This is a genomic window from Clostridiaceae bacterium HFYG-1003, assembly GCA_024579835.1.
Lineage (GTDB): Bacteria > Bacillota > Clostridia > Clostridiales > Clostridiaceae > JG1575.
Genome location: CP102060.1, coordinates 2,469,078 through 2,492,960 on the forward strand (window position 1 = coordinate 2,469,078; position 23,883 = coordinate 2,492,960).

Annotated in this window: 19 protein-coding genes, 1 pseudogene and 1 other annotated feature; of the genes and pseudogenes, 8 read left to right on the plus strand and 12 right to left on the minus strand. The window is 54.2% G+C overall.

What is annotated here, in order from left to right; translation table 11 throughout:
- Nucleotides 1-22 precede the first annotated feature (22 nt).
- The 9 genes and pseudogenes from NQU17_11120 to NQU17_11160 all read right to left on the minus strand — a co-directional run bounded on the left by NQU17_11120 (nt 23) and on the right by NQU17_11160 (nt 8,936).
- Entirely contained in the window at nt 23-1,180 is a 1,158-nt protein-coding gene (locus NQU17_11120) for a S1C family serine protease (protein ID UUM11197.1), read from the minus strand.
- A 10-nt stretch (nt 1,181-1,190) separates the two neighbouring features.
- On the minus strand, nt 1,191-2,603 hold the full coding sequence (locus NQU17_11125; protein ID UUM11198.1) for a cell wall metabolism sensor histidine kinase WalK: 1,413 nt from the start codon (nt 2,601-2,603) through the stop codon (nt 1,191-1,193).
- Between the two features lie 9 nt (nt 2,604-2,612).
- Entirely contained in the window at nt 2,613-3,299 is a 687-nt protein-coding gene (locus tag NQU17_11130) for a response regulator transcription factor (GenBank protein ID UUM11199.1), read from the minus strand.
- Nucleotides 3,300-3,449: 150 nt separating this feature from the next.
- Complete coding sequence (locus tag NQU17_11135; protein UUM11200.1) at nt 3,450-4,412, minus strand: ribose-phosphate pyrophosphokinase; 963 nt, start codon at nt 4,410-4,412, stop codon at nt 3,450-3,452.
- 30 nt (nt 4,413-4,442) lie between these two features.
- Nucleotides 4,443-5,096: pseudogene (glmU, locus tag NQU17_11140) on the minus strand (bifunctional UDP-N-acetylglucosamine diphosphorylase/glucosamine-1-phosphate N-acetyltransferase GlmU).
- A gap of 373 nt (nt 5,097-5,469) precedes the next feature.
- Complete coding sequence (locus NQU17_11145) at nt 5,470-6,069, minus strand: histidine phosphatase family protein (protein ID UUM11201.1); 600 nt, start codon at nt 6,067-6,069, stop codon at nt 5,470-5,472.
- Between the two features lie 258 nt (nt 6,070-6,327).
- On the minus strand, nt 6,328-6,669 hold the full coding sequence (gene spoVG / locus NQU17_11150; protein ID UUM11202.1) for a septation regulator SpoVG: 342 nt from the start codon (nt 6,667-6,669) through the stop codon (nt 6,328-6,330).
- A gap of 174 nt (nt 6,670-6,843) precedes the next feature.
- Nucleotides 6,844-7,656, minus strand: a complete 813-nt coding sequence (gene purR, locus NQU17_11155) for a pur operon repressor (GenBank protein ID UUM11203.1) — start codon at nt 7,654-7,656, stop codon at nt 6,844-6,846.
- Nucleotides 7,657-7,892: 236 nt separating this feature from the next.
- On the minus strand, nt 7,893-8,936 hold the full coding sequence (locus tag NQU17_11160) for a branched-chain amino acid aminotransferase (GenBank protein UUM11204.1): 1,044 nt from the start codon (nt 8,934-8,936) through the stop codon (nt 7,893-7,895).
- Between the two features lie 169 nt (nt 8,937-9,105).
- On the opposite strand from NQU17_11160, the gene murC reads away from it, so the two are divergent.
- The 3 genes from murC (at nt 9,106) to NQU17_11175 (ending at nt 14,201) form a co-directional block, all read left to right on the plus strand.
- The gene (murC, locus tag NQU17_11165) at nt 9,106-10,515 is read left to right on the plus strand and encodes a UDP-N-acetylmuramate--L-alanine ligase (GenBank protein ID UUM11205.1); all 1,410 of its coding nucleotides are present in this window, start codon (nt 9,106-9,108) and stop codon (nt 10,513-10,515) included.
- Nucleotides 10,516-10,685: 170 nt separating this feature from the next.
- Nucleotides 10,686-12,413 carry an ABC transporter ATP-binding protein/permease gene (locus NQU17_11170; GenBank protein UUM11206.1) on the plus strand — a complete coding sequence of 576 codons (1,728 nt, stop codon included), beginning with the start codon at nt 10,686-10,688 and terminating at the stop codon, nt 12,411-12,413.
- Entirely contained in the window at nt 12,414-14,201 is a 1,788-nt protein-coding gene (locus tag NQU17_11175; protein UUM11207.1) for an ABC transporter ATP-binding protein/permease, read from the plus strand.
- Between the two features lie 229 nt (nt 14,202-14,430).
- Here the strand turns inward: NQU17_11175 and NQU17_11180 are convergent, their stop codons facing one another.
- Nucleotides 14,431-15,189: a DUF975 family protein gene (locus tag NQU17_11180; protein UUM11208.1), complete on the minus strand. Its 759-nt coding sequence runs from the start codon at nt 15,187-15,189 to the stop codon at nt 14,431-14,433.
- Nucleotides 15,190-15,613: 424 nt separating this feature from the next.
- Here NQU17_11180 and NQU17_11185 point away from each other — a divergent pair, with 424 nt between their 5' ends.
- Together NQU17_11185 and asnS are read left to right on the plus strand one after the other, a co-directional pair.
- Nucleotides 15,614-15,871, plus strand: a complete 258-nt coding sequence (locus NQU17_11185) for a hypothetical protein (GenBank protein UUM11209.1) — start codon at nt 15,614-15,616, stop codon at nt 15,869-15,871.
- A gap of 265 nt (nt 15,872-16,136) precedes the next feature.
- Nucleotides 16,137-16,351, plus strand: a binding site (T-box leader).
- A gap of 94 nt (nt 16,352-16,445) precedes the next feature.
- On the plus strand, nt 16,446-17,831 hold the full coding sequence (gene asnS / locus NQU17_11190; GenBank protein ID UUM11210.1) for an asparagine--tRNA ligase: 1,386 nt from the start codon (nt 16,446-16,448) through the stop codon (nt 17,829-17,831).
- A 240-nt stretch (nt 17,832-18,071) separates the two neighbouring features.
- On the opposite strand, the gene NQU17_11195 is transcribed toward asnS, so the two are convergent.
- Complete coding sequence (locus tag NQU17_11195; protein UUM11211.1) at nt 18,072-18,911, minus strand: DegV family protein; 840 nt, start codon at nt 18,909-18,911, stop codon at nt 18,072-18,074.
- 162 nt (nt 18,912-19,073) lie between these two features.
- Here NQU17_11195 and NQU17_11200 point away from each other — a divergent pair, with 162 nt between their 5' ends.
- The gene (locus tag NQU17_11200) at nt 19,074-19,673 is read left to right on the plus strand and encodes a TetR/AcrR family transcriptional regulator (protein UUM11212.1); all 600 of its coding nucleotides are present in this window, start codon (nt 19,074-19,076) and stop codon (nt 19,671-19,673) included.
- 371 nt (nt 19,674-20,044) lie between these two features.
- Here NQU17_11200 and NQU17_11205 read toward each other — a convergent pair whose 3' ends face one another.
- Nucleotides 20,045-21,499: a leucyl aminopeptidase gene (locus NQU17_11205; protein UUM11213.1), complete on the minus strand. Its 1,455-nt coding sequence runs from the start codon at nt 21,497-21,499 to the stop codon at nt 20,045-20,047.
- A gap of 454 nt (nt 21,500-21,953) precedes the next feature.
- On the opposite strand from NQU17_11205, the gene NQU17_11210 reads away from it, so the two are divergent.
- Both NQU17_11210 and NQU17_11215 read left to right on the plus strand, forming a co-directional pair.
- Complete coding sequence (locus NQU17_11210) at nt 21,954-22,802, plus strand: DegV family protein (protein ID UUM11214.1); 849 nt, start codon at nt 21,954-21,956, stop codon at nt 22,800-22,802.
- On the plus strand, nt 22,802-23,275 hold the full coding sequence (locus tag NQU17_11215) for a PadR family transcriptional regulator (GenBank protein ID UUM11215.1): 474 nt from the start codon (nt 22,802-22,804) through the stop codon (nt 23,273-23,275). Before NQU17_11210 ends, NQU17_11215 begins: the two co-directional genes overlap by 1 nt.
- The last annotated feature ends 608 nt before the right edge of the window (nt 23,276-23,883 follow it).

A 23,883-nucleotide genomic window follows, 5' to 3' on the forward strand; every position in this document is an offset into this window, starting at 1 on the left:
CCGTTTGGGTGCCCGTCTTATTCTAATAGATTTTCATGGTAAGGGAAAGAATTTCATTCAGACGCGAGAGTGTCACCTGCAGGGAATCCCCTGCCTTCTTGCCCTTGAGATAGCTGTCGATGGCCCGCTCCCTGGTGACGGGCTGTCCGTCGATGGTCAGGAGGATATCCGTGGGCTGAATTCCCCCGCGCTGGGCGGTGGAGCCTTCTTCCACTTCCAGGACATAAAAGCCGGGCTGCTTCAGGGACGGTACTTCCACCAGATCCCCCTGGACTCCAAATTTAACGGCAGAGGCCTCATCCCGCGACAGGATCCGCTCCACCACCCTGGGCAGCTCACTGCCCGGAATCACAGCGGTGTAGGGCGACACGCCCAGACGCTGGGTCAGCTCACTGGATGCCATGCCCGCCAGCCGTCCCTCCATGGTGACGGCCGCTCCGCCGTCATTGCCCCGGTAGACCGGGGCGGAGGTCAGAAAGATCGGCACCTTGGTATCCTCTCCGCCCGAACGGACGGTGTAGAGCGCTTCCCTGGAATGGATCTCGCCCATGGTAAGATTTCCGCTGTCCGGATCTCCCTGGGGCAGGGCGATCAGGAGAATGGTCTGAGCCAGCGCCGGCTTGACCGGAGTCAGATCCAGCGGCTGTTCCCGGTTTAGCGTCGGAACATCGATCAGACCCAGTCCGGTGGCTTCGTCCACACCCATGACAATCCCGTTATGGACCTTCAGCCGGTCGGCTTCCTGAATCTGGACATAAACCTCCGTCTGTCCCCGGACGCTGGCGGCAGGAACCAGGATATAGCCCCGGACTCCATAGATCAGGCCGCTGGACAGCTTATCCGGTTCATTGGCATGCAGGGCCGCCCGGGAGGTCGTAACCCCGACCAGATTGCTGGCGAACTTATCATACGCTGCCCGGAAGTTCTCCCGCTCGTAGAAGCGCTTTTCCAGTTCATTGTACTGATTGGATTCTTTTTCCAGATAATTGTTGGTTTCCGCGATTTTGCGATCCGTATAATTTTTGGTCATCAGCAGGATGACGATGGCAAACAGCAGGACTGAGCCTGCCGCCAGGAGCGTCAGGATTCCTTTCCGGTGGGTCTGATACCTCAGCTTCTCCCGGTTGGAGATCCGGATATGCCCTTCCTGGACTTCCGGTGCATTCCGATTGTTTTTCAAGGGTCACCTCTTATGTTTTGCTCAGGGTAAACTGGAAGACAACACCGGTCTCCCGGTTTTCCACCCAGACGTTCTCCCCGAGCTGGCTCAGGATATTGCGCACAATGGGAAGTCCCAGTCCCGTGGATTCCTTCTGCGTCCGCGACCGGTCCGCCTTATAGAACCGGGACCAGATGTTCTTCAGATCAGCATCGGAAATTGGCATGCCGTCGTTGTAGATGGCCACCGTCACTTTCTTGCCCTTCACTTTAGTGGACACTTCAACATGCCCCTCGGCCGGAGAGTGCTTGACGGCATTGTCCAGGAGGTTGGTGACGACCTGAATCAGGCGGTCGCGGTCGGCCGCGACGTACTGATGCTCGGAATCCAGCGAAATGTCCACCCGAAGTTTCTTATCATTGATTTTGGTTTCAAACTTGACGATGGAGGCCCGAATGACCTCGTTGAGGTCCACTTCCGTCACATTCATCGAGAACCGGCCGGACTCCATGGCGGACAAATCCAACAGATCATTGATGAGCCGGGTCAGACGGTTGATTTCCTCATATACGACATTGAGATAGTAATTCTCCTTGTCCTTGGGAATGATGCCGTCCAGGATTCCGGCGACGAAGCCCCGGATCGAGGTGATGGGCGAACGCAGTTCATGGGAAATGTTGCTGATGAAATCCCGCCGGTTCTGGTCCGTGTTCTCAATGGATTCCGCCATAAGGTTGAAGGAGTTGGCCAGATTGCCGATTTCATCCTCGGAGGATACCAGGGCCCGCTGGGTGAAGTCGCCCTTGCTCATCTTGTCGGCCACGCTGTTCAGTTCATACAGGGGACGAATCAGGATCTGCTGCGCAAAGTAGTAGATCATGAAGATCGAGGCGATCAGCGCCAGGAAGGAACTGATCCAGATGATGAAGAAGACCCCTGAAATCTGCTTGCGCAGGACTTCCTCCGGCGTCATGATGACGGCGGCGCCATGGTAGATGCCATCCTTCAGGATGGGCGACACATAGACAAAATACTCTTTCGTGCCATCCGGGCCGGCCAGGCGGGAGATTTCCTGAGCGCCGCCGCTGGCCAGGCGCTCCAGGTTCTCCTGGGGGAACACCTTGAAAATCCAGTCAGACAACTCTTCCCTAGACACCAAAAACACCATATTGCGCTCATCCAGAACCAGTACCTCTGAATCATTGAGGCCCCGGCCCAAATACTGCAACGTGGTGGTCAGAATGGGCTTTTTGATTTCACTCGCCTTGAACCGCTCTACATTGTACTTAATAAGCTCCGCGGATTCTTCCAGACGGGTTCGTCTTTCCGAGATGTAGCCCTGCTGCACCCAGACGGAAAGGATCGTTGCGATAATCATGTAGCTGATGGCCAGGATCACAAAGAACGTGGCCACCAGCTTGAATACGATACTTTTACTTTTCATCGGTTTGGTTTACTTGACTTCGAACTTGTAACCGACTCCCCAGACTGTTTCCAGCTGCCAGTTCGGGCCGCCGTGCAGCTTTTCGCGCAGGCGCTTGATGTGGACATCCACCGTGCGGGAATCACCGGGATAGTCATATCCCCAGACTTCGCAGAGCAGCTGTTCCCGGGTGAAGACCCGGTTCTTGTTGGAAGCCAGGTGATAGAGCAGTTCAAATTCCTTGGGCGGCATTTTGACGTCGTTGCCGCGATAGGTCACGCTGTAGGAGTTGACATCCACGGTCAGTTCCGGGAAATTGAGGACTTCCTTGCCGCCGCCCTCGACATTGAAGCGGCGCATGACGGCCTTGACTCTGGCCACCACTTCCTTCGGTTCGAAGGGCTTGACCATGTAGTCGTCGGCACCCAGTTCCAGTCCAAGCACCTTGTCAAAGGTCTCGCCTTTGGCCGTGAGCATGATGACGGGTGTTTCGTAGTCCCGGCGGATCCATTTCAGGACATCGATCCCGTCCACAAAGGGCAGCATGATGTCCAGCAGAACCAGGTCCGGCTTGTAGTCCACGAACACTTCCTGCGCAGATTTTCCGTCCCCGCAGACCTTCGTATCGTAACCGGAGTTCTGAAGATACATTTTCAGTACTTCGCTGATATTTTCATCGTCATCTACGATCAGAATCTTTCCAATTTTTCCTTCCATTCAAATCCTCCTGTGTCCCACAATGGGGATAATGGTTGAAACCAGTTAAGTATATCTTATATGAACGATGCAAAAAAACAGAATGTTTTCCGCAAAATTTACAGTTCATTCACCAGCGGTGCCCTCGCTTCGGTCAAACAGAGCTTTGGATCAGCTGAAAATTGTCGACACCGGTTCATTCTCATGCACCCGGTGGATCGCTTCGCTGAACAGATCTACGCAGGACAGAATCCGGAATTTGTCCCGCATCTTTTCCGGCTCCATCCGGATGGTATCCAGCAGCACCACCTCCGTCAGAGGCGAGTCCTGCAGGCGGTCCGGGGCGTTCCCGGACAGTACTGCATGGGATGCCGCGGCATAGACTTCACGGGCGCCATGCGCCATGAGGGCGCAGGCTGCATTGGCAATCGTGCCGCCCGTGTCGATCATGTCATCCACCATGACGCAGCGCTTGCCGCTGACATCGCCGATGATGTTCATGATTTCCGAAACATTGGGACGGGGCCGCCGTTTATCAATGATGGCAATCGGAGCGCCCAGCCGTTCCGCAAATTTGCGGGTCCGGGTCACCGAGCCAATGTCCGGTGCCACCAGCACCACATCATCGGCGCGGTAAAAGCCTTTGTCGGTAAAATAGCGGGACAGGATCGGCCCGCCGATCAGATTGTCCATGGGGATGTCAAAATAGCCCTGAATCTGTTCGGAATGAACATCCATTGTAATGACCCGGTCTGCTCCGGCCTGGGTCAGGAGATTGGCCACCAGCTTGGCGGTAATGGGATCCCTGGCTTTGACCTTGCGGTCCTGCCGGGCATAGCCGTAATACGGTATGACCGCATTGATCCGTCCGGCCGAAGCCCGGCGGAAGGCATCGATCATGATCAGCAGCTCCATCAGGTGATCATTCACCGGAGTTCGGGTGGACTGGATCACAAAGACATCACAGCCCCGAACGGTTTCACCGATGCTCACCGAGATTTCTCCGTCACTGAATCGTTCCACCTGGGCAACCCCCAGAGGCACCCCCAGCTTCCGAGCGATTCCCAGCGCCATCTCCGGCTGAGAATTCCCCGAAAAGATCTTCATACTCTCACACGTCCATGACTGAACCATACGATCCGCCTCCCCTGCTTTATTCAGGCATCAGTCCTTTTTCAGGCCCTTCTTCTCGACCCAGTGCTCCTTGATCTCCTGGCGAGCCCGGCCGATGGCCAGGGCGTCTGCCGGAACGTCCTCGGTGATGGTAGAGCCCGCCGCCGTATAGGCGTTGCGGCCGACCCGCACCGGTGCCACCAGATTGGTGTTGCAGCCGATGAAGGCGTTGTCCTCCACTACGGTCTTGCTTTTCACTCTGCCGTCATAGTTGACAATGACCGTACCGCAGCCGAAATTGACATGGGAACCGATCTCCGCATCCCCCAGATAGGTCAGATGGGATACCTTGGTGCCGTCCCCGATGGAGGTCTTCTTGATTTCCACAAAATCACCGATTTTCACATGGGAGCCGATCACAGAGTCCGGCCGGATATACGCAAACGGCCCCACTGTGGTCTCCTCACCGATGGAGGAATCCAGAATCACGGATTCCTGAATTTCGCAGTAATTGCCGATTCTGGAATTGCGGATCCGGGTGCCCGGATACAGAATCACCCCTTCGCCGATCACACAGGCGCCCTCGAGGATCACCCCGGGATAGATGACGCTGTTCGCTCCGATGACTGATTCCTTTGACAATATGATGTTCTCGGGATCCACAAAAAAGACCCCGTTGTTCTGATGTTTCTCCACCCGGGCTCTCGCCCCGTCCAGAGCTGTCTTCAGCTCGCGGATTTTTTCCAATGCCTTTTCTGATCCTTGTGCCATATGATACTCCTGTGTTTCCTGATAGATTTTATGTCATTCTGTTCCAATGCTGATTCTCTATTCCCATGCTGGGACTCTGTTCCCATGCTGGGACTCTGTTCCCATGCCGGTACTCTGCTTCACTGCCGATCCTTTTCTGATCGAAGATTTCTTCTCGGAGCAAGGGGAACATGGTTATCTGAACTGAATCAGACAGAGCCGCCGCCCCTCCTCTTTCTATTTTAGACGGAAGCGGCGGTTGTGTAAACTTGTCGGGAGTGGTGCTGTCCTGCCGGAGATCAGGCCCATAAAACCAGTCAGCTCAATCTTATTTCCCTGACAGGTGAGCCAGCGAGTTCAGGCAGGTGATGCCGCGGCCTTCTTCCAGTGCCACCCATTCATGGATGCCGGTATCCCCGGTAGTCACCCAGACATTGTAATCCGCCGGAAGCCTCAGAAAAGCCCGGAAGAGCTGATTGATCATCCCGCCGTGGGTCACCAGCACAACATGGCCCGTCGGATGCTCATACAGGATTCGGGAGATCACCCGCTCCGCCCGGAAGCGGAATTCCAGACGAGTTTCCTGTCCGTACACCGAATCATGGGCCGGTACATTGGGCACCACGGGATAGCGATGACCCACCTCAGTAATCGGCACACCTGCCAGCTGTCCGTTGTTGAACTCCATCAGGTCATCCAGCTCCGTCACCGATCGACCCGCAGCTTCCGAAATGGCCTCGGCCGTCTGGCGGGCTCGCAGCAGCGGCGAGGAGTACACCGCATCCACCGGATAGGTCCGCGCGATCCAGGCGGCAGCCAGTCTGGCCTGACCCAGTCCTTTGGCAGTGAGCGGAAAATCCGCCCGGCCTTCACAGACCCGCCGGATATCCGCCTCCGATTCACCATGGCGTATGACAATCAGTTTCATAGAGACTCACTTCCTTTCGATGAATACATTGCGCCAGGTCTTTGGGATCCGGAGCCTGCTGCAAACATTCTTCGGTACATCCAAATCCCATTCCAACTTTAGGCTTATTTTCTGGATCGATTCGCATCGTTCTGGCGATGAAATAATAATATTATACGCTTAATAATTATTTTCATAGAGGTTTCCGTTATTTTCCCACTGCAAATGAAAGCTGAGGCAATGCCGCGATGACATTGCCTCAGTGGATCCCGTTCCGGGTTACTGGTATGGATTGGGGGCGCCGACACTGACTTCCGCTTCGGGAAGGTTCAGGCGGTCGAATCCCGGTTCGTCGTCTGACGGTTCACTCATGATCTTTTCATACTCATCCAGAATAGCGTGCTGTAATTTTTCCCTGGTTTCGGTATTGATCGGATGGGCTATATCTTTAAACTCTCCATCCGGTGTCTTTCTCGACGGCATGGCAATAAAAAGGCCGTTCTGGCCCTCGATAACCTTAATGTCATGCACCACAAATTCATTCTCGAATGTCACTGAAACGATTGCCTTCATTTTCCCCTCCGAGGCAATCTTCCGTATCCGAACGTCGGTGATCTTCATTGAGTTTCCTCCTCGCTGTGGTATAAAAAGTCATGTCCCGATTCTTCCACCGGGGGGATCCCTCGCTCCGGATGGAATGATTCTTATTTAAAGAATAGCATGGTAAACGATTAAATATAAGACTGTTGGCACATTTTTACAATATTAACAATATACGCTTATTTTGTTCATAATCTATAATGAATTTGAATCTTTAATATTAATTTCACCATTCGAATCGATACCATAATAATCACAGAAATTCACGAAGGGGACTCCGATGGTCTTTTCCATGTCCTTGGAATCCACCATGACGCCCACGCCGACCAGGCTGGACTCAAACTCATGGAGCAGGTCAATGATGCCGCGAACCGTGCCGCCGCCTCTCAGAAAATCGTCAATGAATACCAACCGGGAGCCGGCCCGGATGCTGCGCTTGGACAGGCTCATCACCGAGAGCAGACCTTGATTGCCCGTCAGATAGTTGATGGAAACCGCCGTTCCTTCGGTGATTTTCGTGTTGCGGCGCACCACGATCAGATGGATGCCAAGATAGCGCGCCACCTCATAGGCCAGGGGTATGCCCTTGGTTTCCACCGTGATGATGTAGTCGGGTCGGGTCTCCAGGAAGTGCTGAGCCAGAATGGCTCCGGCCATCCTCACGATGCGGGGATTCTGCATCAGATCGGTTACATAGAGGAAATTACCCGGCACGATCCGGCTGGGATCTTTCAGGTATTCCAGAAACTCTGTCCGGAATTTCTGACGTTCCTTCTCGGAAACGGTCACCTGATATTTCACTCCGCCGCTGGCGCCTACCAGGGTTTCCACCCGGCCTTCGCCAAATTTCTCCAGGGTTTCCCGTACAATCAGCAGATCTTCGGAGATCGTCGATTTGGCCGCATGAAACAGATCCGCGAAATAGTTCAGGCTGTAGATCCGGTTCGGATTTTCAACCAGCGTTTTAGTAATGATCGCCACGCGGGCGGTTCGGGTATGTTTATCCATGATGGAACGCCTCCTCTTTTGTCCCCATTGTACTTAAAATTCGTACGATACGCAATGAAAGGATAACGAATGTTCGTTACCCTTTCGTGTGCATTATAACGGGACTTCAATAAGACTCCCTGTTTTTAGTCAGAACATCCCAGGGGCGATGGATCGGCCCTGATGAGCCAGAAGGGAAATCCGTAATTTTTACATACAAAGTCAGTCTTTCCAACCAGCCTTTGATCCGGCCCTTTTTATTCTTCGTCCAGCGGAACTTTTACGACCCAGCCTGCCGGTCCTTCGATGTCGCCGTACTGAATGCCGACCATCGTATCATAGAGCTTTTTGGTAACAGGGCCAACTTCTGTCTCAGAATGGAAGACATGGCGCTCTCCCTTATAGTCGATGGCTCCGATGGGGGTGATGACAGCTGCGGTACCGCAGGCTCCGGCCTCGGCAAACTCATCAAGTCCGTTGATGGGGCAGTCCCGTTCGATGGCGTCCATCCCGAGGTATTCCTTGGCCAGGTGAAGCAGGGAATACTTGGTGATGGATGGCAGGATGGACGGGGAATACGGTGTTACAAATTCATTGTTCTTCGTGATGGCAAAGAAGTTGGCTGCACCGACTTCCTCGATCTTGGTATGGGTTGCCGGATCCAGGTAGATGCAGTCGGCATAGCCCTTGTCCTTGGCCAGTTCGTGGGGCAGCAGGGAAGCTGCGTAGTTTCCGCCGACTTTGGCTGCGCCGGTTCCAAACGGAGCAGCCCGGTCATAGTCTTCGGAGACCATGAAGTTTACGGGACTCATGCCGCCCTTGAAGTAGGCTCCTACCGGCGTGCAGAATACTGTGAAGATAAATTCGGGAGCGGATTTCACCCCGATCTGGTCACCGACTCCGAACATGAGCGGTCTTAAATACAGGGAGGCACCGGTGCCATAGGGCGGAACAAATTCCGCATTGGCGGCTACAACCTTCTTGCAAGCTTCAATGAACTGTTCTTCCGGAAAATGCGGCATCAACAGCCGGTCGCAGCTGGCCATCATGCGCTTGGCATTCATGTCCGGCCGGAACAGCTGAATCTCTCCGGACTTGGTGCGATAGGCCTTCATGCCTTCGAAGCACTGCTGCCCGTAGTGGAGCGCTGTAGATGCTTCTGAAATGTGAACCCGGTTGTCCCCCGTCAACTCACCCTCGTTCCAGGCACCGTCCTTCCAGTGCGCGATGAAGCGCCAGGGTGTCTTGATATACCCAAAGCCGAGATTGGCCCAGTCAAGGTCCGCAATTTTATGTTTCATGATTTCCCTCCTAAACAGGTGTATTATATATATGTTAACTTAAAACGTTGTCAGATTACAGTTCAAAGCCAAAAAATCAGAAAACCGAAAGGAATGAATGTCAGCGTCACCTTTCTTGCTATGGCTTTCGCTCTGCATTAAAATATTGATATCGAAGGAGATGATTTTTTTGTCATTTGATTTGAAAGAATATAAAGGTAAGAAAGTGCACATCGTCGGAATCGGTGGTTCCATGATGAGCGGAATCGCGGGAATTCTGCTGGACAACGGCGTTTCGGTTTCCGGAACCGACCAGGAGGATTCCAAAACCCTGGACTGGGTCCGCAAAAAAGGCGCGTCCGTCAAAGCCGGCCATCACCGCGATTACGTCTATGATCAGGATCTGGTCGTGTATTCCGCCGCGGTCAAGCCCGACCATCCGGAACTGATCCGGGCCCATGAACTGAACATCCCCACTATGACCCGCTCCCAGTTTCTGGGCTATCTGATGAAGAACTTCCGGTACTCCGTCGGCATTGCCGGCACCCACGGCAAAACCTCCACCACCGCCCTGCTCACCTCCATCACCATGGGAGCGGGCGAGGATCCCACTGTGCTCATCGGGGCGCCGGTGCCGCTTCTGAAGTCCAATTACCGGGTGGGAAAATCCGAAGTCATGGTCGTGGAATCCTGTGAATATCAGCGATCCTTCCTGGACTTCCCGCCTCACATCGCGGTGCTGCTCAACATTGAGGAAGATCATGTGGATACCTATAAGGATCTGGACGCCATCAGGGAGGCCTTCCATACCTACGCCTCCAGGGTTCCGGCCGACGGGCTGGTCATTGCCAACGCGGACGACCCCAACTGCATGGCAGCGGCTGAAGGCATCCAGGCCCCGCTGATGACCTTCGGTCTGGAACAGGGGGATGTCCGGGCCGTCGGCATCACCATGGACAACAAGGGCTGCGGAACCTTTGATGTGGTCCGGGGCGAAGAGGTGCTGTTCAACCTGCACCTTCCCATTCCCGGCTCCTTCAATATCTACAATACCCTGGCCGCCACCTGCGCCGCCCTGGCCCTGGGCATCGAACCGGAGGACATTCGCCGTGGCCTTTTGAGTTATCAGGGAGTCGACCGCCGGCTGCAGGAACTGGGCACCGTCAACGGCGTCCGCTTCATCGACGACTACGGCCACCATCCGACGGAAGTCCGGGTCACCATCGAAACCGTCCTGCACTACGATTATGAGCGACTCATCGTACTGATGCAGCCCCTGACCTATTCCCGGCTGCACCACTTCATGGCTGATTTTGTCCCCCTGTATGACAAGGCCGACCTGTTAATCCTGCTGCCGGTCTATACCTCGCGGGAAGTCGACACCGGACTGACCTCGAGCAATGTCCTGGGCGATGCCGTTCGGGCCCGCCACACTGTGGAGTGCATCAATGCCCTGGATTATCAGGATGCCGCCAACCTGATCCTGCAGCGCGCCAACCCCGGCGACATCGTGCTGTCCATCGGCGGCGGCGAGGGCTACAAGGTTTATGACCTGCTGGCCATCAACGAAGAGCTCAAAAAAGCAGGTCCGCGGCGCTAACCGGTCTGCTGCTCCCTGCCCAGCAGGGGTGCGCCTGTCCGTTCGTCTGGCGAGAACACCAGTACAGAGGATTTTGTGTAATCCTGTACTGGTGCTTTTTGTTGCAACGATTTTCCGGCGCCTATAAGATGATAGTGGTGTCTCAATCAGACCCAAAAGGAGGGAAACGATTGAAGCGAATTTTTGACATGCTGTTTAAATACTGGAAACAGCTCATCTTCCCCACCGCTGCCCTGTTGGCTACGATCGCCCTGGATTCCGCCAACCCGTTTTTAAACCGGATGATCATTGACCGGGCACTGCCCCAGCGTGATCTGAACCTGCTGCTCTGGATCCTGGCCGGACTTCTGGCCGTTACCGCCGGACGGGCTGTGCTTGGCTTCTTCAAGGAGTACATCTACGACCGGGTGGGCATCCTGGTGTATCGGGACTTGAAAAAGGTCCTGTTCGACCACATTCAGCAGCTCCACTTCCAATACTTTGACCGGATCAACACCGGCGAACTGATGTCGCGTCTGGGCGAAGACCTGGAGAACATCTGGCGCAGCCTGGCCTTTGGCTTCCGCCTGCTGGTGGAACAGGTGCTCTACTTCCTGATCGGTTTTGTCATTCTGGCCAGCATCAACTGGAAGCTGACCCTGATTATCCTTCTGATCATGGCACCCATCGGCTTTTTGGCCATGAGCTTTGAAAAGAAGATCGACCGGAACTTCGAGGCGATTTCTGATCAGACCGCCATCTTGAATACCACCGCTCAGGAAAACATCGCAGGGGTCCGCCTGGTCAAGGCCTTCGCCCGCGAACGCCACGAAATCCAGAAATTCCTCGGGAAAAACAAGCAGAACTATGACCTGAACAATGAACAGGCCAAAATTATCGCCGATAACTTTCCGGTGATCGAACTGCTCACCAATCTGGCAGTCATTGCCATGATCGCCATCGGCGCCATCTTTGTGACCCGGGGCGAGATGTCCCTGGGTTCCCTGGCGGTCTTTTCCGGCTTCATCTGGAATCTGATCTGGCCCCTGCGCGAGCTGGGCTGGCTGATGAACATGGCGGCTCAGTTCAACGCCTCCGCTAAGAAAATTCTGGCCATTCTCGACACACCGTCCGAGGTGACGGATGAACCCGGGCTGGCGCCCCATACCGTAACCGGCGCGGTGGCTTTTGACCATGTCAGCTTCTCCTATCAGGAGGAACCGGTTCTGCGCGATGTGTCCTTCCAGGCCCGGCCGGGCGACACCGTCGCCATCATGGGAACCACCGGATCGGGCAAAAGCTCCCTGACCGCGCTGATCGGACGCTACTACAACCATCAGTCCGGTTCCGTCCTGATCGACGGCATCGACAGCCGCCGGCTCCGCCTGGATGACCTGCGCGGAGCCATGAGCATCGTACCTCAGGATACCTTCCTGTTTTCGGAATCCATTGAGAACAATCTGAAATTCGCCAATCAGGACGCGACGCCGGAAGCGGTCCGGGAAGCCCTGCGCATCGCCCGCGCCGAGTTTGTGTTTGAGCTCGAAGACGGGCTGGACACAGTCATCGGCGAACGCGGCGTCGGACTCTCCGGCGGGCAGAAGCAGCGCCTGGCCATCGCCCGGGCGATACTGAAGCAGGCTCCCCTGCTGGTGCTGGATGATGCCACCTCTGCCCTGGACATGGAAACAGAATACCAGCTCCTGAAGAATCTCAAGGAAGTGGGTCAAAACCGGACGATCTTCATCATTGCCCACCGGATCTCCGCCGTTAAGAACGCCGACCAGATCCTCTACATGGAGAACGGCCGGGTCGTTGAAGCCGGAACCCACGATGAACTGGTGGCCCTGGGCGGACGCTACTACGAAGTGTACAGCGAACAGTTCCAGGATTTTGCCAGCCTCAGGGAGGTGGTCTAAATGGCGAAAAACATCGTATCCCAGGATGAAAAAATCAATCTGACGGAAAAAAGCTATATCATCCGCCGTCTCTATACCTACATCCGGCCTTACTGGAAGGCCGTTCTGGTGATCATGGCGCTCATGGTGTTCACCATGCTGGTTGGCCTGATCAATCCGGTCTTTGTCAAATTCACGGTGGATCAGGCCATTGCCCAGGGCGACACCCAGACCCTGATCCGGCTGGCTCTGGTCATGGCCGTGCTTAATCTGCTGGCCGCCCTGGCCAGCCGTCAGCGCCTCCTGTCCATGGGCCGGGTTTCGAACAAGATTGTTCTGGACATGCGGGAAGCTCTCTATCGGCACATCCAGCAGCTGTCCTTCGCCTTTTTCGACTCCCGACCGGTGGGTAAAATCCTGGCGCGGGTCGTGGGCGACATCAACTCCCTGCAGCAGCTGTTCACCAACTCGGTGACCTCGCTGATCCCTCAGGTGCTCCAGCTGGTGCTGGTCGCCGTCATGATGCTTTTTACCAATGTCTGGCTGGGCCTTGCCACCATGGTGGTCATGCCCCTTCTGGTCTCGGCGATCTTCTTCATTGAGATCAAGGCCAGAGTCCGCTGGGGTGAGTGGCGCGGCAAGCGCAGCAACCTCAATGCCTTTACCCATGAGAACTTTTCCGGAATCCGGGTGGTGCAGGGCTTCCGTCAGGAAGCGGCCACCAGCACCCGACACCTGGACATGGTCACCGAGATGAACGAAAAATTCATGGGGGCCGTCAAGCTCAATGACCTGTTCTGGCCCATGGTGGAAATCTCATGGGGCGTCGGCTCCATCGTAGTCTACCTGACCGGAGCGATCCTCTACTGGAGAAATCTGGTCAGCCTGGGCGATATCTTCGCCTTCACCATGTTCATCGGGCTGTTCTGGCGCCCGGTCATGTTCATCTCCAACTTCTACAACACCCTCATCACCTCCCTGGCCTCCGCGGAGCGGATCTTTGAAATCCTCGACACCAAGCCCGACATCACGGACCGCGAAGGCGCCGCTGAGATGCCGCAGATCCAGGGCGAAGTCACCTTTGACCACGTCAGCTTTGAATACGATCCCCAGGTGCCGGTGCTGCACGACGTATCGTTCACGGTCCGTCCCGGGGAGAGCATCGCCCTGGTCGGCGAGACCGGCGCCGGCAAGACTACCATCATCAATCTCCTGGCCCGCTTCTATGACCTGTCCGGCGGCCGGATCCTCATTGACGGCCAGGACATCTCCCAGGTCCGCATCGAAACCCTGCGCAGCCAGATGGGCATTATGATGCAGGATACCTTCCTCTTCTCCGCCACCATCCGGGAAAATATCCGCTATGGCCGGCTGGACGCCACCGATGAGGAAATCGAGCGCGCCGCCAAAGCCGTCAATGCCCATGATTTCATCATGAAGCTGGAACAGGGTTACGACACTGAAATCCGCGAACGCGGCTCCCGCCTGTCCGTTGGCCAGCGTCAGCTCATCTCCTTCGCCCGGGCCCTTTTGGCCAATCCCAGAATCCTGATTCTGGACGAAGCCACCAGCAACATCGATACCCAGACCGAGCGGCTGGTCCAGCAGGGCATTCAGCTCCTGCTCAAGGGCCGCACCTCCTTCGTCATAGCCCATCGCCTCTCCACCATCCGCGACTGTGACCGCATCCTGGTCATCCACGACGGAGCCATTGTGGAACAGGGCAGCCATGAAGAACTGCTTCAGGCCAAAGGCTACTACTACAAGCTCTACCTCGCCCAATACCGTTTCCTCAACGAAGGTGCCTGATGCATTCGACAGGCATCCCTGAGAAAAGACTGAGCCTGGGGCAGCAGGCAACCTGATCAGGGCATATTTAACCTGATCAGGACATATTTAAAAGGCAAGGTCCCGGAAACCTGGTTTCCGGGACCTTGCCTTTTTATTGCACTGGTGGCTGAATCATTGGTTCGTTCCCTTGATTCACCAGATGCCTGCTTCCGTTGAATCTGGGTTGTGACCGATTGGTTCGAGGTTCCTAATACTGCGGTGTGGTATCCCTGATCCAGTCATTGAAGATGCCGGCAGTGGTCTGGGATTCGTAGGCCTTGACGAAGGGCGTGCCCAGTCCGAAGGGGATCGAGCCCAGGATGTACCATCCGATGAAGGACAGCCCCAGAACAAACAGACTGGCTTTCTTACCGCTGGTGAGGAGCCGGCTCTGGGCAAAGGCCTCTTCCGTGGGAATCTCGGGATTGCGGCAAAGCAGGTACGGGATCATGCTGTATTCGTAGGTCTTGATGATTCCCGGAATGATCAGGAGAAGCGACCACAGGATTATGCGCAGCGTCATGGTAAACATGGTTTTTACGATGTTCAGGTAATGGGGTGAGCGGAATGCCCACAGCAGTTCCTTGATGTCACCTGGTTCCTGGCCCAGGTCATTGGCTCTGAAATACTGAATCGCACCCAGGGACAGCGGCGCCAGCACAAAGGCGTTGAATGCCAGTCCAATGGCCATCACGATGAGGAATAGGGGGAGAATGATACCGACCGCCGGGAGAATGTTTTCTCTCAGGAAGTTAGCCGCTCCGCCATAGGGAATGATTTGCCCGGCCTGGTTCATCATCCGGTCGCCTATATCCGGATCAGCCTGAAAGTTGCGGTTGTTTGTCCGAAAATTAATGACATCCTGGCCCGTGCTGATCATGAGAACGACGGCCACCAGGGCAGAGATGAGCCATTTCCCCTTTAAATTAATCTTGGCTCTGGTCTTATAGAAGATCCGATCAATCACTTTATTCCACCCCTTATTATCGATACTTTATATCTAAGCAGCGATGATTGCTGTTCAAAAGTAATTATAACTATCATCAATTAAAAATACATGAACTGCAGATTATTTCCACATGAATCCACCCGTTGCCAGGCCGTCGATTCGTCAGGAAATCCCCCTTCCTGTCATTGGTCTGCCCTGGCTGTCTGAAAAACCGTTGGTTGCGCCTCTGAGTGAAACAGGGCCAGAACGATCTGCGCTATGATCATTCCGGGAATAAACTGATTTTTTTCATTTTTTCATGAAAATCCTCTGGATCTGTGGTATGGTATAAAAAACGCCTGCTTGCCGGATGCTGATGGATCCCTGGCATGATCTGCACGAAGTTGAGCCTGACCAAATCCTATGATAGCGACCCGGGCGGCAATACAAGGGGGCATTGAAGATGGATGATGTGAGAAAAACCAATTCAACAAAAGAAAATCTTCTGAAAATCATGCTGATCACCATAACTCTGGCAGCAGTGGCCGGATCCCGATTGGGCCTGCTGGACCTTCTGGTGAAGCGGGTTCTGATTGTACTGTCTCTGGGCGGCATGGCGGCTTTGACCACCCATCAAAGAATTCGAACGGAAGGCTTCTCCCTCTCGGCCCTCGTTCATCTGGCGGTTTTTCTGGTGCTGGTCGTGCTGTTAGTCCTGTAGCCTTATAAGTATTAACCAAGATCAATCCGGTCGTTCCGGAACTCACCCTGACACCAGCCGGAACGGAAGGCTCGCCTTCGATTCCGGCGGGTTTACCGGTGGATCCCAACACCTCGGAAATTCCAGCACAGAATTCCAGGCTGTCTTTACAATTAATTTCCATACATTTTCTATTTACAAAGAAATTTCCCTTAGGCGGCAGGATCATTCTCCGACATCTTGATTTCACCTTTTCCCTCATGTATCATAGGTAGGAAACCAGATAGCAAATGCGAAGAACGGAACGAGTACGTGAAGTCCTGCCTCCAGAGAGCCGGCGATGGTGGAATGCCGGCAGCAAGGATCACCGAAAGAACGACCGGGAGCAGCCATTCCGAACCAACAGTAGGTCTGGACGTTCATCACGTTACGAGTCAGAGTGGAATGACTTTTTTGTCATTTCAATTGGGTGGTACCACGATCAAATGCTTCGTCCCTTTAGCGGACGGGGCTTTTTTATTTGGTCCCGACCGTCCATCTGCTAATGATTTTAATCAGATATTTCGGGAAGAATCCCAAACAGGAGGTAAAACTAATGATCAGTGTCAAAGAACTGTATCGCGGCCCGCAAGAATTTGGCGGCCAGGTCATCGAAGTGTCCGGCTGGATCCGGACCATGCGCGTATCCAAGAATTTCGGGTTCATCGAACTCAACGACGGCACGTTTTTCAAGAATCTTCAGATTGTATTCGAGGAAGGACTGAACAACTTCGAGGAAGTATCCCGCTTCCCCATTGCCACCGCCATTTCGGTTCGGGGACAGCTGGTGCTGACGCCGGATTCCAAGCAGCCCTTCGAGCTGAAAGCCGAAAGCATTACCCTCGAAGGTCCGTCCAACTCCGATTACCCCCTGCAGAAGAAACGCCACAGCTTTGAGTATCTGCGTACCATCGCGCACCTGCGGCCCCGCGGCAATACCTTCAGCGCCCTGTTCCGGGTTCGTTCCCTGGCTGCTTTTGCCATTCACCAGTTCTTCAACGAGCGGGGCTTTGTCTATGTCCACACCCCGATCATCTCGGGATCCGATGCCGAAGGTGCCGGAGAAATGTTCCGGGTCACCACGCTGGACCTGGCCAACCTGCCGCAACGGGAAGACGGTTCCCTGGATGCCGCCCAGGACTTTTTCGGCAAGGAAACCAATCTGACCGTATCCGGTCAGCTCCAGGGCGAAGCTTATGCCCTGGCCTTCCGCAACATCTATACCTTCGGTCCCACCTTCCGGGCGGAAAACTCCAACACCAGCCGGCATGCGGCTGAATTCTGGATGATCGAGCCGGAGATTGCCTTTGCCGACCTGAAAGACAACATGCAGCTGGCGGAAGACATGCTCAAGTACATCATCAGCTACCTGCTGGAGCACGCCCCCGAAGAAATGGCCTTCTTCAACCAGTTCGTCGATCAGGGGCTCCTGGAACGGCTGACTACGCTGGTTAACTCCACATTCCGGGAAGTTACCTACACCGAGGCCGTGGAGCTGCTGCTCAAGAGCGGCCAGGAATTCGAGTTCCCTGTGGAATGGGGCATGGATCTGCAGACGGAGCATGAACGCTATCTGACGGAAGAGATCTTCAAGGGTCCGATCTTTGTCACCAACTACCCGAAACAGATCAAAGCCTTCTACATGCGCCAAAACGAAGACGGCAGAACCGTGGCCGCCATGGATTGCCTGGTGCCCGGTGTCGGCGAGATCATCGGCGGATCCCAGCGCGAAGAGCGTTACGATGTCCTGATGGACCGGATCAAGGAACTGGGCCTGAATCCGGAGGATTACTGGTGGTACATGGACCTGCGCAAATACGGCTGCGCCAAGCACGCCGGCTACGGCCTGGGCTTTGAGCGCCTCATCATGTATGTCACCGGCATGTCCAACATCCGGGATGTCATTCCCTTCCCCCGCACCGTCGGAAACTGCGAATTCTAATCAATCGGATCCAAACCGGCAAAAACCGCCGGAAGCAATCGCTTCCGGCGGTTTTCAATGTGTTTGGCTGACTGCTTGGATTTCTGCCGGGGCAACCCCGGCAGAAACGCTCCCTGAGAGGATGAGATCGCTTGATCCGTACCTGTCGCTGAGTCGGAACGGCCCTGAGCCGATCCAACCCCCGGACTCCATAAGATTCATGGGCTGAAATGAAACTATCAGGCTCTTTCACCGGCCGCATCAGGGTCTCTGCTTGACAAAACCGATGCCGACACTGCCTGCGCCGATGTGGGTGCCGATGATTCCGCCAATTCGGGAAACCTCATAGGGGACATCGGGATACGTCAGCTTGAATGTCAAAACAACTTCCTCAATGTCCTTGCGATCTCCGGTATAGCCCAGGAACGCCTTGTAACCGGGATCGATCCCATAGGCTGCCACCTGTTCAAACAGCATTTTAATCCCTGCCTTATGACCGCGGGCTTTGCCGGCGGTCACCAGGACTCCGTCCTTGAGTTCCACCAGCGGCTTAATGTTGAGCACCGAGCCAATGGCTGCCAAACTCTTGGGGATGCGCCCGCCCTTCTTGAGGTATTTCAGCGTATCAATCAGACCCACAATGGTTGTTCGATCCAGTAGCCGATTGATCTCCCGGACGGCTTCTTCCAGCGTCAGTCCGGCATCACGCAGACGTACGGCTTCCGCCACGATGACATTCTGGCTGAGAGTCCCCTGACGGGTATCGATGATGGTGACCCGCTCCGGATCTTCCAGCATTTTCTTCGCCAGTTCGGCGGAATTGACGGTGCCGGAGAGTCCGCCGGACAGGGCCAGAACGAGGATCGGCTCCCCCGGGTATTTCTGATAGAGATCCAAAAAGTCCTGGGGGGAAGGCTGGCTGGTCACCGGCAATTGCTCCGCTTTGGCCAGCTTGTCAAAGAACCGGGTGACATCCTCCTCTTCGTGCTGGATGATCACTTCATCGGCAAAGGTGATTTTTAGGTGGGCGATCTCAATCCCAAGTTCTTTCGCCCTGGTCTCTCGGAAATCGGATCCGGAATCCGTGATGATCTTAAACATGCCTTTCTCCTCTTGCTGCTAAAAACGACTGATGTCGAATTTGCGATATAATACATATTATAGGATTTGTCCACCGGTTTATCTATGACCAATTTGTTCGAAAGGTATTTTAACAGACGATTATAGAAATTCGTTGATAAATAGTGGTGTATGGGAGGCAGTATGGATCTGAGAGTAAAGCGAACGCAAAAGAATATCCGGGAAGCATTTATCAGCCTGGCTGAAAAAAAGAAAGTCGAACGGATGACCATCAAGGAACTGGCAGAAACTGCCATGATCAACAAGGCGACCTTCTATCTGCATTACCGGGATCTGGAGGATTTCGTCTCCCAGCTGGAGAATGAAGTCATTGATGATATTCTCAGTGAAATTGGCCAGGCCGATTCCTTCTTCCGCCGGGTCGATGAATTTTTCGAACGGTTCACCGTTGCTCTGATTCGCAATCAGAAGCTCATGGTGATCCTTTATGACAATGACCGGACCAACTCGTTCCAGAACAAGCTGGTGATCAGCCTGCGCGAAAAAATCCTGGCGGAGAACAATCATCTGGAGTTCACCCCGGAAATGAACATCATTCTGACCTTCATGCTTCGCGGCGTCATGGATATCAGTCTCTACGAAGAGTTTGAGGATCCGGACGAAGTGTTCCGGGCCCTCTCAAACACCATCCGTGTGGTCACTGATCACTATCGTGCCCAGGTTCACGCCCGACGCAGGGAAAAAGCCCAGCAGCAGTCCGGGACCGGACGTGCCGATCAGTAAATCGAAAGGATGCGTCTTAAACTCATATCCGAACCGTTTATCCGGGCAAATCATCCGACATCGTCCTTCGAAACGGCTGGGCCGGGTAAATGTGCAACCATCGATCAGAACAGTGTGTCCACGGAATATGCCCGGGCAGTACAACCAGGGCATCCGTCCAATCAAGCCAAATCGTTGCCGCTGCCCAGGCGCAGCAGGAGACCGGTCAGCGGTAATACACTGACCGGTCTTCTGTCTTGTGGTGATTGCTCAACGGCATCATTTTTTAGAGGACTGAATGCTCCCTGCTTTCTCAAGCCTTGTTCTGTTTCGTCACCTTTGGCAGTGGACAGGGAAAGGTTTCAGGGAGAGGTTTCAGGAAATGACCGAAGCTAGCAGCACCTGGTCTGATCGTTATCGCCCTTGCAGAAATAGTAGAGGGACTGAACCGGAATGCCGGTTGCACCGGCCGGACGGTAGCCGTGGGGCGCGTCGTAGGCTGAAGTTCCGGCGATGTCCAGATGGATCCATTTCTTGCCTTCGGTGAAGTTCTCCAGGAACAGACCCGCGGTGATGGAACCGGCTCCGCCCTTGACGGAGTTGAGCAGGTCCGCCCGCTTGCCCTTAACCATGTCGCGATAGTCGTCATCGGCCGGCAGCTGCCAGACCTTTTCGCCGCCCAGGTCAGATGCCAGCTTGAATTCGTCCATCATCGCCTGATCGTTGGTGACCGCTCCGGTGTAATGGGACCCCAGGGCGACGATCACGGCGCCGGTCAGAGTGGCCACATCGATGATGCTGGATACATTCTCTTTGGTTGCCGTGTAGTAAATGGCGTCTGCCAATGTTACCCGCCCCTCGGCATCGGTGTTGCCAATCTCAATGGATTTGCCGGACATGGACCGGATAATGTCTCCGTTCTTGTAGGCTTCGCCGGAGATCATATTCTCGCAGGCCGCTACAACGGCGGTCACGTTCCGGTTCAGTTTGCTGGCGGCAATGGCTCTCATGGCGCCGATGACGGCTCCGGCTCCGCCCATGTCGGTATGCATGGCGGCCATGCTGGCAGCCGGCTTCAGAGCATATCCGCCGGAATCATAGGTCAGTCCCTTGCCGACCAGTCCGATGGTCTCCTGATCCTCGGAGGCACCGCGGTAGCGCATGATGATAAGTTTTGGTTCCCGGGCTGAGCCTCTGGCCACCGCCAGGAATGCAGTCATGCCCAGTGCTTTGATCTCTTCCAGTCCCTTGACCTCAACTTCAACGCCCAGCGGGGTCAGAGCTTCCTGAGCCGCCTTGGCCAGAGTTTCGGGATAGATCGCTTCCGCCGGTTCATTCACCAGACTCCGGGTCAGATCAATGCCGTCCAGAATGTTGGAAATCTCCGCCAGGGCGGATGTTACCTTGTCTTCGGTTCCGGCCACGATCTGGAACGCAACCTCTTCGAGAACCGGCTTCTTCTTTTCCTGGCTCAGATACTTGTCAAACCGATAAGCGGAATGATAGAGTCCCTCGGCCGCTGCTTTTACCGCCGTGCGATAGCAGATCTGGGGAAATTTCGGCAGATCAACCGTCACCTGGGTCAGTCTGGCTTTGGCAGCTTCCGTGCCTGCCTTGTAGAAGGACTGACGGTATGCCTGGGCATCCAGCTTGTCTGCTTCACCCAGTCCAACCAGCAGCGTGTTGCTGCCGTGAAGCCCCAGGTCGAAGAAAATCTCTCCCTTGGCTCCGCTGAACAGCTCTCTTTCCTTGAGATAAGCAAACAGCTCTTCCATGCCCTGGGGCACGGTGTCCTTCAGGACCGGAAGAATCCGGGCTTCTCCGATCCGGCCAATTGAAAACTTCATACAACACCTCACTGTGTTTTGCAGACTGGTGCCTGATCCCGGCAGGATGCTCCGAACTTCCCTCAACCGGGGTTCGGCCCGCCGTCCGCGAAACAGCCTGCAAATATTTTTGACTTACTCTCTAAGTATACTAAAGGCGCCTGGGTTTGCCAGCATACAGTTACCGAAACTATGCTGTAGATTGCAGGTGAATCGTGACAGAACCGATTCGAGCATTCGAAGATCGACTGACACACCTTGGAAAGAGAGGAAAGATCACTTGGGCGAGTCCGACTGAGTAAAAACCGCGAATACGCTCGGTTACAATCTGTTTGCGTAAAATTTTCTTTACTATGACACGAACCTTCGCTAATATTGGATTATAAGCAATTACATGGTCCTAGTGTCTATTCGCACTACTGCTAACAACCGGCCAACGGCTGACAAAAGAAAATAAACGTAACGGAGTATGATTATGGAAAAGATTGGTATTATTACGGACAGCGCCTGCGACTTAAGGCCTCATCAGTACGACCCGGCCCTCGTCCGGATCCTTCCTCTGAAGATCGCCTTCTCAGACGGAGAATACAAGGACGGAGTCACCATCTCCGCCGAAGAAACTTACCGGCGCATGGACACCGAAGTTCCAAAAACCAGCCTTCCCGAAGGCTCCGATATGGATACCGCTCTGAACTATTTTATTGACAACGGCTTTACCCACATCATCGGCATTTTCATCTCCTCCGGACTCTCCGGAACCTTCAATGCCTTCCAGCAGTTCCAGGAAGATTTCAAGGATCGTCTGGTGATTGAAAGCATTGACACCAAGACCCTCTCCATGGGTGAAGGCATCATGATCCGCATGGCGGAACAGATGATCCGGGACGGAGCCTCCTTTGACGAGATCGTGCGGCAGGTTCGGGCAAAACGCGAAAAAATTGAAGTCTATTTTGTTCTGGATACGCTGGAGTATCTGATCAAGGGCGGCCGCATCGGAAAAGTATCCGGAACCATCGGTCAGCTGCTCAACATCCGGCCGGTCATTCATGTCAATGAAGAGGGCATCTACCATACGGTGGATAAGGCCCGCGGCAAGAAGCAGGCACTTCAGAAGATGCTGGGAATTCTGGAGAGCCAGCACCTGAAGGAAAACGGGGCCAATGTCTATGTCATGCATGGCGGCGTCCCGGCAGAGGGCGAAGAAGTCTTAGCCCAGGTCCGGAAGCTTGCAGGGATCAAAGAATCCTATTCCGATCAGCTCACCCCTTCCCTCAGTGTTCATACCGGAAAAGGACTCATCGGGTTGATCATCGAGGAACTCTGATGGACAAGTCAATCAAGGAAATGGAGAAGGAACTCCATGAGGAATACAAACGAAAGCTCAATCTCCTGAAAAAAGTCAAAGCCGAAAAGGAAGCCGTAGGACAGGTCTTTACCAAGGGCATTCTGCCCATCTACGTGTTCTACATCCTGACCCTTGGCCCCGCCAACGGAAACGATATTGCCAACCAGATCGCAGCCCATACCAAGGGCCACTGGGCTCCCTCCACGGGAGGCATCTATCCCCTGCTCAAGAAGATGGAAAAGCAGGGTTACGTGGAAGGTGTCGTATCCGAAGAGGGCCGGCTGCAGAAAATCTATACGCTGACCCCCCAGGGCTGGGAAGAATACGACCGAAAAAAAGAACTGCTCTTCGATAAAATCCATGACGCCCTGGAAGTCTTCCGCTCCGTCGCAAAGGAAATCTATGGCGTGAATGACGCCCATGCCCTGGGTCTGGAACCGGAGAACCGGTAATTCCAGTTTCCGTCAGGTCCTGATTCATTGAATTGCTCCGTGCAGGATCTAGACAAGATCCACTTGTTATTCAACGAAGATCCACTTATTATTCACAGAAGATCCAAGTAAATACCATGAAGCAGACGATCCCCGGATCGTCTGCTTGTTATTTCAAAGTTTCTTTTCTTGCCCGGATCGCGATTCCTGACCCCCATCGCACTTTCTGGGACTCCTGACTTCTTTCTTTTGGCCGGGACGCCCGACTTCTTTCTTCTGCCCGAAACGTCCAACTACTTTCTTTTGCCTGGAACGTCCAACTACTTTCTTCTGCCCGAAACATCTAAGTGCAACCACCGGGTGCTGTATCGGTCACTGATTCTCCGAGGGCGAGGCACGTTTCATCAGGGTTACTTCAGCTCGCAGGTAGAGGATTTCTCTTCAAATAACGTCCTTTCCTGCGAGTCGGATCATACAATTCCGATATGACTTAATAAGTTGTATGTTTATGCAAGCGGAAATCTTGCGTCGAAATAACGATTTTTCTCTTTGGCAGCTCTCATAATGAACATATTTTATTAAATCCAGTGATTTTTATGATTCGAGAGTGGTTCTTCGCCTTTTTTTAA